This is a genomic window from Sphingobacterium puteale (assembly GCF_003627955.1).
Taxonomy (GTDB): domain Bacteria; phylum Bacteroidota; class Bacteroidia; order Sphingobacteriales; family Sphingobacteriaceae; genus Sphingobacterium; species Sphingobacterium puteale.
On sequence record NZ_RBWS01000039.1, the window covers coordinates 1 to 12,099 of the forward strand.

Consider the following 12,099-nt stretch of genomic DNA (forward strand, 5'->3'; position numbering starts at 1 on the left):
ACTTTGATATCTTTATAGTTGACCGTTCAGGATTGTAAATTAAATTGTAAACTTTGTAAATAATGTCCGCTTATGCGATTTGATTTCAAAAATCTTCCTAGTAGAAAACGTAGATACATTATTGGACTAACATTGGTATTTCTATCTATAACATTGATCGGCCTGGCATTCGGTAGGGAGGAGAGGAGTAGCTTTGATGCAGCCAAAACAGAAATTTTACTCCGTAAACTTGGCCACCAACTGCTTTTACAGTCGGGAGATAGTTCATCGAGGGTGCTCCCTATAGAAAGGATTACAGCAGATGAATATCGGATTAGGTTTGAACAGCATCTTACCTTTCAACCTGATTCTCTCTTAAATACGACGAAAGATCTGTTGGCCAAAGATCCGTTCAATCGCGATTATATTGTCAACGTCCTAAACTGTGGTACCAGTACTGTAGCTTATGGATTTGCTATCGCTGGAGAAAAAGAAGATGATATTGTACCCTGCTTAGGAAGAGAGCAGACTAGCGGATGTTATATAATAGCAATCAAATTCAAACAAGCAGAAAAGAGTACAACGAAAGGAGTGTATATATTAGGGAGTTTATCTGCATTGGCTTTTGTCTGTTTTGCTCTTTTTAGACCAAGTTCACTACAAAAAACAGCCAAAGACGATCAGCCTACAGCGGTATTCAATTTCGGTTCGGTCCAGTTTGATCCCCATGAAAAGCAATTGAGGATAAATAATGAATGTATAGATTTGACTCTGACCGAAGCAAGACTAATGCATATTTTTGCACTGTCCCCTAACGAGACAATAACTAGGAGTCGGTTGCAAAAAGAGATATGGGAAGATGAGGGGGTGATTGTGGGGCGCAGTTTGGATATGTTTATTTCGAAACTCAGGAAAAAATTGGAAACAGTTCCCGATATCAACATTATTGTGGTTCGAGGCAAGGGCTATAAGCTTGAAGTTAGGGGTTAAAGAAAGTTTTTTTACACTTGATTATACGTAGATCAATCCAGAATCCTGCATTATTTTTTCGAATAGTAATATCGTTAGTTATAGGTCGGTTTTAAAGCGATAAGAGTAGCTATTCGCCTAATATGTTAGAAAACTTCTGAGGGTTTCTTTATTTATATTTTTAGACAAGGCTTTGATTAATTTTCCTTTGCTATCCAATAATATAAATGCAGGTATATCTTTCGAGCTCAGATATCGCTGCTGAATTTTTTGGCTACGTTGACCTATGATTATATTGCCAGTGCTGTATTCGTCCTTTTTAAGATTTGGTATTTCATCCATCCTGGTTTTGTCATCAATGTACAAAATGACAAACAAGAATTCATGAAGAAGTTTTGTATTGAGTTTCTTATCGTCAAACAAAGAAAGTTCGAGTTTTCTGCTATCTATATGGTTCCAGCCCGTAAAATAGATAACAACATTCCTATTGAGGCTGTCAGCTTCCAGAAAAATTTCCGCTAACGTCATAGTATTATATTTCCCCCTGAATAGTGCATCTTCAATATTGCGTGGCGAATCGTTTTTCTTTTCCTCCATCCCCAAATCTTTGCTTGTTTGTTGCTGTTTCGTTGCAAGACTTTTAAAAATTCCCCAGGCATCAAAATAAGTATAATCTTTCGAGGGATTGGCCTTTAGGTAGTTATAAAAGTCTTCTACCTCGTTAGAATCTAGTGGGATTTGCAAGAGCAACTTGCTATCTGCTACCCAATTTTTAAGGTCTACGTTTTTATTTTTAAGCGCTTTGGTTGCATCATGTGACCGTTTTAAGAAGGGAAACTCGTCTGAATTTTGAAATTCTATAATTTTGTCAAAGATATGCTGGTAAGTTACATTTTTTTTCTTGCCATAATCCATGAACGGTATAATTAACGTCGCAAAAAGTGGGGGATCACTGATTATTTCAAGTGCATTGCTGTCGAGACCGCATGCTTTTAACTGTGTAAAATCTTTAAAAATACGCTCAATTTTGCCACTATCTAAATCTTGAAAGCTTATTTTCTTTTTCAGAAGTTGTTGGCAATTTACCTGCGCATTCACAAAGTTGATGCTGGAGATTGCTATCAGAATTGCTAGGGTAATAATGCGGTATATTTTTTCCATTTATTAAAATAGAGGGCTCTATCAAATATAAGAATTTGGAACTGAAATTACATCTAAATAGTGCAACATTGAATATATCGGCTTCGCTGGCATAAATGGAATTTGATTGTTATCGTCGCCTTTTTGCAACCATTGCCCATCATGATCCTTGATAAAGGAAGTATGCTCATCTTTTTAGACCAAGAAATTCCCTTTCTCTATATCATATGCAATTAGCTTTATTCCATTTTCAGATACCTGCCATAGAACGAACCCGTTATAACGCCTGAAATTTGAAAGGTGGCATGCATTGAATTAATAAAAAAGATAAATATAAAAAAAATACTAGATTAAGATAGTTTAACTGGTATTCTTTTGAATTGGGTCATCAACTATTTGTGTTGTTTAACTGTCAGATTAAGTCTTACCTTTTACAGAATAGAAGAATTATCTGTTCATTTTAATTTTGAACTTTTTGATAAAGGAACAGCTTATCTTCATCAAACGGACTTAATTCAGAATATGAGCAAGTTAATTAAATTCTATAGATAAGTATTGTTCCCAGATATTTACCAAATGAAATTAAATTTAGAGTTCAGTATCATTGAAGAACTTTAATGCTTTTTTAGGAATATAGCTACCCTTTAAACTATTATATTCTTCTGCGAAAATAATCCGATAAAAATCTTGATTAACATTTCTTGCATTTAGTTTCACTCCGCTGTGAAGCGTGTCGATGATATGACTGTTTATTTTTGGCCTTTTATACACAGCTGTTGTTGAAATTACTTCGGAATTGGGACTGTATTTATTCTTTATATATTTACTATCTCTTACGGCGAGTAAATAGATCCAATAGGTAAAAAGCATGGATCCGGCAATAAAAATAATGGATCGAAAATTAATTCTCATAGACAACGATTTTCATCGATAACTTAGTCTTTAGCGATCTATACTTCGTTTGATGAAACCGCAAACTTAGAAAATAAGCTGTAAAGGCGAATATAACTCGTGCAGAAATGCCATCATCTTGGAGTTGCCTCCCAATGTAGTAGGCCATCGCTCCGTATAAAAAGGAATAGAACACAGTTATTAAATATCGTGTAAATTTCCATCTTAGAAAAAAAAATAAAAATAGAATTGCAAGGGCCGGAATACTGACTATTTCTATCCAGCGGAAGTTGTTTTCTATGTATAAGACGGATTGGATGACGGGTATTTTGAAAATTCCTGCTCAAAAATAGGTACAGTTAAAACAGTATTTAGTCATGAAGGATGGCAATCCTATTGCCCTAAATACTCTCTGGCTTTGACTCAATTAATCTGCCGTCCTTAATATATAAACTAGGTTCTGCCTTTTTAGATTTCTAAGTTAAACGCTGCAGATGGAGCTTTTTATGCCAAGATAGTATTTCAAGATATTAGTTTTTTGTCCTCTTTTTATTTCTAGTACAAACTAACGATTAGATTTGGGGATAGGCTCAAACTTGAAAGAGGTTTTTAAGTTTTAATCCTATGACACAGTTGGTGTTATACTCCCTTATTAAATGACAAAATGTAAGCGTCCCCGAAAAAAGGACACTTACAACTAAATAAGCTCTTAACTTTTTAAAACTAGAATCCAGTTATAAGGAACCTAACTGACCTCCGTATTTTTTATTTACCCACTTGGTGGCAAGTCCCTTCGCATGAATATTCTCTAACATTTTAATTAATCATGAACGTCCGTTATAAATCTTTCATCATTGTCCATCACCAATCGCAACTACTATACTATCTCTTTTTGAAAAGAAAATATAATAATCATCCGATGAACCGCTAACCGACGAATAAGCAATACTAAATCTCAGGGTATCGTTGTTAAGTTGAGTACTGTTCATTGGAGAGCCCATTATATTAATAACTTCGTTATAGTCCATTCCTAATTTTATTTTTTTTAAATTTTCATAATTCTTGCTTTCTTGGCTTTCAGAACAGCCAGAAAATAATATTATTAAAAAAGCTATTATCGTCTTCATTTTTATTTCCAGGTTGGTTTAGTATATTTATTGTTTATATAGTTTTGAAAAACAGTGACAAAATCTTCTTTTCTTAAGTTTGCATTTGCAGGGTGAGCCAAAAAATCAAAAAAATCAGCTCCAATTTTATTAGAATAAAAATCTTGTTTATCAAAGGCACTTGGTCTAGTTTTTTTACTGAGAGATTGCAAAAACTCAACCATGACTCCTCCAATTGAAGAACCTTTATATCCTACAACGAATACGTGTCTCATATCCATAACATTTCCATCATTAGGGTTTATTACATATCTCATTTTAGGACCACCAGGTAGGTTTGTCGATTTTTTTCTTTGGTTAATAAGATCATTATAAGAAACATTCTTGTTTGATTTCGTAAAATCTTCTAGTGAATAAGTTTTTTCACCATGAGTATTTTTCAATGGATCTTGTTCTTGATAAACAGAAAATTCGTCATTTTCGTTTTGTTCATTCGGATTCCCACTATTTTTTTCTTCAACTTTTTCACCATCCTTATTAGAAAAGCTTTCATCCCCTTGATTTTTCCATCTTGATTTATCCCCTGATTTTTCCCAAAGATCATTAATAAAATCCTTTGAGAGCATCCCGTCGGGATCAATAAAACGTATTGGATTATTTACAGCATAATTATAAGGTGACCATCTTTTAAGTTTCTCCGCCAATGGATCCATCACATTCCACCGACCAATCTCCGCATCATAGAACCTTGCTCCGTAGTCATAATCACCATTAATTTCATCTTGCTTCTCCTTTCCATTATAAAGATAGTGATTTGTCCCTACCAAATATCCAACCCCTTGAAATAGTTTTCCAAATGGATAATAGTCGCTTTTTTGAACAACCTCAGCAGCATTGGTGTTTGGGTTGCGATAAAGCACGGTTCGGACATTACCTAGATGGTCAACAAGATTATAATAGTAATTGTAAGTACCTCCATTATATTGGAGGTATCCACCCTGAATAGCAACCCGATCAATTTGTCTTTGTTGGCTCCCATTTTGCATATATTCTATACCATTGATATAATCTCGTTGTGAAACAATCCCGTTCACGTTAGTTACCTTCCTTTGTTTTATACCAAGAGAGTTGTAAGAAAAATTAACAGTTGTTCCAGTTTTAGATGCACTCTTCGGCTGATTTAAATAGTTATAAGTGTAAGTAAAGCCATTTCTGCCAGATGTAGTATTTCCAGAGAGATCATAGGAGTAGGTTCCAGTTAAGGAACCTGAAAGACTTGTAAGCTGATTACCATTGTAAGTATAATTTATATTAAATGTAGCATTATCCCTTTTTAAATTAATAATGTTACCCATTATGTCGTAGCTAATTTGCTCCCTCATATTATTAGGGCTGTTACCATCCAATAGCCTGTTCATAGGATCATAGGAATATTTCATATAGTTCGTCTGTCCAGGACGTTGCCAATGTTGTTCTGAAACATTTCCATTAAATTGTGGTACTGCACCTTGTGTTGGACGGTTATATTTTAGCTCGGTAGTAAAATATGATGAACTTGTCTTTTCCAGCCAAGATCTGATATTTTTTTGATAACTTATTTCTGTTAGAAATGAACTTCCATTATTATCACCTCCAACTTTTGATTTTGTTAGCTCGCCAATTTCATTGTACTCATTCTGGCTTAAAATAATAGTAGGCTGGCTGTTTGTGGTGTGTTGAATTTTGAGTAATCTTCCTGAATGGTCGTAGCTATACTGCATTACAAGATTTAGATTAGTACTAGAAACATTATGCTTTTTGATCGTCCTTTTTATTTTTCCCTCAAAATCATATTCATTAGTTTCATAATCAGTGCCAGCTAAGTGATTCTGTTCAGCGCTTTGGATCAAGCGTCCTTTTTCGTCATAGAAAAATACTTTTAACATTGGATCTGAACCGTCGTCTTTTGTGATTTTTTGACCGGTTAGGAGCGTTTTAGTCTTTGGAGAATATGAGATATTTGAGGCAGGTAAAGTACTAGCCCCAGTAAATCCATAAGTATCGTAATAATTGGTTTGATAAGTGACAAATCCCGATGTAGGGAAGGCCGTATTGGAATACTCGCTATTAGATAAGCGAGTCTCCCATAGTGGTGCGGTGGAGGCGGTGATTTGCGCCTGAAGAACGGATCGACTCTGAGTTGAATTATAAATTCCTGTCTGAATTACTCGTCCGAAAGCATCATACTTATTAAATTTAAATTTTCCTCCTTGCCTTAAATTAGCGCCCTGCTCGAGAATGAGTTTATCTCTGTTGTCATAAATCATAAACGTCCATCCGCTCGATGGAATATTTTTTTCTATCAATCTATTTTTGTTGTCATATTTATACCAATATGCATGTTTCAGTAGTTGTTGTTCTGTTGGTATGGTGATGTCACTTTGTGACAATGTGTTGGATAGGTCGGGTGGAATGGTGAAAATTAGATTACCAAGATCATCATAAATATAATATGTTTGTGTCCAATGGTCTCGATTTCCCAATTCAACGAGTGAATCAACTTTTTGTACTTTACGTAAAATTACGTTTCCGTCGACTGAAATATAGTCTCTCGTCTCCCTTCCATTTTCATCAATACTGCTTTCTATACTCAGTTTTCCCGTTTGATAGTAACCATCGCCATTGTTTTGGTAAAATTTATACCTGTATGGTAAACCGTCTACCCCTACACGCCAGCAAATAATTTTCTCATTATACATTCCACCGGTACCATGCAAATTAAAGGAGCGCCTTTTTATTGCCGGACGGTTATTGTAATACCAGTCCGCTCCAAGTCCATAAAATGATTCCTCATTATTCAGAGGAGATCCATCATAGCCAATTGTGCTAAACGGTCGAACGTCCGCTTTAATGTTTGAGGTATTTTGATAAAACGAAAAATGTTCTCCCGATCTGTACTTTTCAATACTATAATTTGGACCGAAATCGGGGAGTGCATTAGGTTTGTACTTACCGTCGGTACCTTGTACGTAAGGACTAAAATTCAAAGCGTTTCTGCCGATACCATCATATGAGTTTAAAGAAATTATATCATGTTTGGTTGGAGAAGCTTGCCAACCAACGGTCTGTAACTCTCTGCCAATATCGTCATAATAAACTATTGTTTTACTTTTACTAGCGACCGGAAGCGATTCAACTTCTAGAAATGAATTTATACTATCTTTCTTGACAATATTTTTTTCAACTGCATTTTGATTTGCTACCTCCGCTTGCGTATGAATTCTATAAATATCAGAAATATGCACTTTACCGTTTTTGGTTCCTTCTAAAAAATAGCCACCAGGCTGCAGAGTTGAAAATGAGGAAGAAATTGCTCCACTAATAACCGTGCCGTTTTCTTTTTTCCAGATATAGGAATCGAAAGGGCCATTACTGCTAGTAATTGTAACAGCTCCAGAACTCGTTATTATACCTCCATTGCTTGTAGTCAATTTGGGTTTAGCAGGGTCGACTACAAGTACACTTAGGGGTACATCTGCATCGATATTTTTAAAATCAGGATGATCATCTATTGCATGAAATATAAATAAGAGTTCATGTCTACCCAATTCCGTCCATTTGATTTTAATCCTGTAAGGTTCCTCTTGGATCATCGAATATGATGGCAAATAATACCATGTATAACCGTCAGGGAACGGTGAAAATGTTAAGGCTCCATTTCTGTTTCGGAATACTACACTATAGATAACCTCCTCATTTATATTAACCTCAGTCGGACCTATTATTTCAATTTTTCCTAAAAGTCGTGGACTTTGAGCGCTAATAGGCAGCAAATAAAAGGTCAGTATAAAAAGTATTATATATTGGCAAATAGATCTTTTCATAAATTTAAAGTTTATATTGATATTTATAGGTTTCTAAAACAGCGCCATTTTGGTCCCTTATCAACTGTAAACGCCCCAATCCGTCATATTCATAATATTTTGATCTATTGTTTGCATCGGTAGAACAAACTTTACCATATTGTGGGTGATATGCAAATGTCAAAAACATAGACTCTGCCGGAAGCTTTTGTTTCAATTTTTCATTAAAATTGTACCATACGAGTTTCTGAGATCCGCCTCGTAAATCTCCGATTGCAGTTAAAAAGGCATCCAGGGTTATATAGCCAAGTTCAATAACAGCCTCTTGAACTTTGGTTTCTAAAAGCGTACCCGAAACATTAAAAGCTTGCACAATTGGTAAGGACTTGTCATATCCCCAAACATAAGAGGTAGGAGCATCTTTACCTTTAGACATACTCGTCGGATTACCATTAACATCATAGGAAAGGTATTTTGTTAATGTATAGTAGTTCACGCCATCTTTGCTCTCTTGATCTGATTCAGTAGAAATTACACCGTTAGGAAACTTCAAATAATTCTGCTTTTGCCAAAAAAAGGAAATAGCGTTTCTCTTACGTTCGGTCATGACTTTTGGTGATAAGATATGCCTAGTTACCATCTCGTTGTAAAGCGGTGTCAAAATATCCATAGGATATTTAAAGATTGTAGAAATCGTATCCAAATTAGACTGAGATTCTACAATCTTTGTCAGTAGTTTGTGAATCGAATTTTCATAAAAATATCTCCGATATTTACTTAATTGATTTCCTTTATCAAATGTAGTTTCATTATCTTGAATCAAAACCCACCATTCCGAGATATTGTCAAAGTAGCGAATATCTCCATCTTCATAATTAAAAAATGGACTTGTGTCGGTATTTGGTTTCATAAATCTTGCGGATTTCAATTTCTTTCGGTCCAATAGTTGGTATTGATACTCGTTCTTTTTTAATAATGTATTCTTATTATCAAAATATTCGACAAAATTTAGCTTACCATTTAACTCAGAAAATACTAGCGGCATCTCTGGCTCTACGAAAGTGTGATTGGCGCCCAGATTATAATAGTTATAATGTGTATAGCCATTCTTTTTGTCCTCACCTTCAAAGACAAAGACATCGGAGTATGTAACATGAGAAGATGCTGCGTTTCCCTCTAAAGAGTTAATCGTCCCAGATGTACGGATTAAATAGAGTCCATTTGAACTGGTTGACGAATTGTCATCTAAATATTGTTTACAAGCTCTTGAATAGTATCTATTGGGATAGATCACTTTGGAAGAAGGAGCACCATTGACATAAGGTTGATCATCATAAACAAAGCTTTTCTTTCGTAATATGACATTGTTGCGAGAGAGATCAGAGATTGATTTTATTCTTAAGCCGCCTGCAGCCTTTCTATTATATGTTTTATACTGGACAGTAGAGGCATAAAGTATCGTAACATATTCAGAATTAAAAACCACTTCTATTGTATAGTTTCCTTGTTGTAAATAGAGTGTGGCTTTAGGATCTGAAATAGAAAATGCTCGTAAAACTACATTTGAACTGTTTCGCAGATAAGCTACAATCTGATTGTTAGGTATTCGGTCTTCAGCGATTGGATAACAAGTTAGATCAAACGCAATCTCCTGCGCCCCTGTTATTGAAAAATGATCAAGAACTTCAGAATACATATCAGAACCATCTGCTTTTGCAACTTCACTAGTTATTATCTTTTGATAAGGTAGGCTTCTCTGTTCATTTGTTTCATATTCGAATTTTGTTCTTCCTCCTGTTGGATAGCTGACAGATTCAATTATTCCCCGCTTCACATATGAACCTACACTATCAGGTACTCTATTTACCCCTTGAAATGTCCATAACGTAGATCCTTTATATGTCTTAACTGTGGGCAAAAGAGTTTGCGTTACCTCACCTGGAATGACGTAGGCAGGGAATGACGAATAGTAGCCCCATTCATCTATTTGTCTCGTATATTTAGATGGCATGTCTTGTGGTGCATAATAAGAAAAACTATGAGGAGGCTGTTTTTCACCTGAGCTTCCGATTTCCGAGACTGAATCTAGCTTCAAACGAAGAAATGCATATCTGTCATTCCCTGCATAGCCACTATTAAAATAACTTTGTGATAGTACAATGTTTTTTGTTACAGTATTATTTTGAGAATAGAGGGTAATCTGTGACAGTTTTTGCGGTTTTTGACTATCATTTGAATAGGGAACGGGTTCTATATCCTCACGTTGGGTTCGTGTAAAAAGAATACTGCCTTTATTGTAAATGATTTTCTTTAAATATATGTTCTGTATTCTTTGCCGGTTAGATGATGTGAAATTATATACAGAAGCCATCGTTCCAGCATTTGTCGCTCCCTGATTTAGTAAATCATATCTTTTTTGGTAGATTTGGATTGCACTTAAACTAAGTCCTGTTTCATATTCAAATTTTACCGCAATTTTTCCATGTGGGTCAACGATTGAATCCAGGTACCACGCACTTTCAGAATCGTCATAGGAGTTTGTAAAATTGGGTTCTAATCCTGAGAATTGCGTAACGTCCGAGTTTTTATAATAGTTGCTTACAACCTCTGGAGTTCTAAAAAAATAACGATATCCGTCAGCATCCGTAATTCGCCATTTGGCATTAATTGTACGTTCTAATAATTCAATCTTTAAATTGGTCTGCTTTTCAACGTATATAGTATCACCAGCAGATATTTTTCCAAGAAAAAATTTTCCTGTTTTTCCCATGAAATTATAATAGAAAACATCTGGCTCTGAATCTATGCTTCTATTTCCCACTTGCCTAAAATAATTTGCAGTGGATGTCTGTTCGGCAGATGTGGCGGGGGGGGCCACATAATTGTCTTCATTATGAGGAGGAAGACTTACGGCGGAGGGAAAACCGCCGAATTTGAAGTCATCCATTCCCCTTATCGAACGTGTGATAACACCTCCAGTAGCCAGTGTCCATCCCAATCCTATCCAGCTTGCATCTTCAATAGGCTTAATACCATTTGCCGAATTATACAAAAGATTTACTGTAATAGGAATTCCCTTTGATTCGACATTTATCAATGGAATATTTAATTGGTGTGTGCCAGTAAAATATCCGACATCGATATCCACCACTTTAGCTAGTGAACCAGCGGTAGGAGATGGAGGAATGATTTTTGAAGCCTGAAAGTACTCATTGGATTGGGCAAATACCGTTGGGTTCCACAAGAAAAAATAAGATATAACAAAGATTAATATGAAAAATCTTCTTTTGTTGATATTTTTAAATTTCATAAAAGGTTATAATTGATGATGATTAACTATTCCAAATCAACTGTAAAAATTAAAGGGTAGTATTGTAAAGAATGAAAATGGCTAAATATGGTTTTATGCAGGAAATTATTTTAACAGAAATATATCTTCCTTAAGCATTTATTAAATGTACTTTATACATATAAAGCTACTAAAATGAATTTAAATAAAAAAATTTTTTAATAAAATTATTAATTAAGGGGAAATAATTATGTTATTATTTGCTGGCTAGTGTGAGAAGTACCCTAGAGATATATTGATTAAATCATCTCAGGTTTCCAATAATAAATAATGTTTTCAAACCGATACCCTAGGCTACAAAGTATGTAAACATCTTTGAGAGTTAATATTGAGGAGGGAGTATAGAGGGGACTAAAAATCTACAAATGTACTTTGGGAGGATGATTTTGTTAATTATTACTGGACAATAAGCATGGATTCGATTGGTTTCTGTATCAATATCAAGATTGAACAATTATCACCTTCTAATGTAGCGTATAAAGAGATTCTAATTCATGAAGATATTGAAACAGAAAAATTATTCGATGCTATTTATTAGTCATTGGAGGAAACTTTGACTGATTTTGGATTCGTTAGATATAAAAAAAATGGGAAGTAGGTAACTTTCCGATAGGTGAATATATAATCCTGAAGGCAGCTAGGAAAGGGTTGTATTCACGAAATACTGATAGTATAGGAGAAGACGAATGGAAGTAAAAGATTAGATCTTAATGATGAAATAGGGGCTTGGAGTTGCTAACTTAGTCGGCAGATCAAGTTAAGAACAATAAAATATCTTAATTTTGAAATAATGATTAAAGTCCGTAAAAAGTACGATCGCATT

6 protein-coding genes are annotated in these 12,099 nt (G+C 34.8%); 1 reads left to right on the forward strand and 5 read right to left on the reverse strand.

Annotated elements, in window-relative coordinates; translation table 11 throughout:
* The first annotated feature begins 72 nt into the window (after positions 1–72).
* Entirely contained in the window at positions 73–969 is an 897-nt protein-coding gene (locus tag D7322_RS28030) for a winged helix-turn-helix domain-containing protein (protein WP_121127468.1), read from the forward strand.
* 117 nt (positions 970–1,086) lie between these two features.
* Here the strand turns inward: D7322_RS28030 and D7322_RS28035 are convergent, their stop codons facing one another.
* The 5 genes from D7322_RS28035 to D7322_RS28060 all read right to left on the reverse strand — a co-directional run bounded on the left by D7322_RS28035 (position 1,087) and on the right by D7322_RS28060 (position 11,237).
* Positions 1,087–2,109: a hypothetical protein gene (locus tag D7322_RS28035; protein WP_121127469.1), complete on the reverse strand. Its 1,023-nt coding sequence runs from the start codon at positions 2,107–2,109 to the stop codon at positions 1,087–1,089.
* A gap of 567 nt (positions 2,110–2,676) precedes the next feature.
* Positions 2,677–3,000, reverse strand: a complete 324-nt coding sequence (locus D7322_RS28040; protein ID WP_121127470.1) for a hypothetical protein — start codon at positions 2,998–3,000, stop codon at positions 2,677–2,679.
* Between the two features lie 830 nt (positions 3,001–3,830).
* Entirely contained in the window at positions 3,831–4,106 is a 276-nt protein-coding gene (gene bamE / locus D7322_RS28050) for an outer membrane protein assembly factor BamE domain-containing protein (protein WP_121127472.1), read from the reverse strand.
* Positions 4,107–4,108: 2 nt separating this feature from the next.
* Positions 4,109–7,948, reverse strand: coding sequence for an RHS repeat domain-containing protein (locus tag D7322_RS28055; RefSeq protein ID WP_121127473.1), 3,840 nt, complete (start codon positions 7,946–7,948; stop codon positions 4,109–4,111).
* A gap of 4 nt (positions 7,949–7,952) precedes the next feature.
* Positions 7,953–11,237, reverse strand: coding sequence for a hypothetical protein (locus D7322_RS28060; RefSeq protein WP_121127474.1), 3,285 nt, complete (start codon positions 11,235–11,237; stop codon positions 7,953–7,955).
* Between the last annotated feature and the right edge of the window lie 862 nt (positions 11,238–12,099).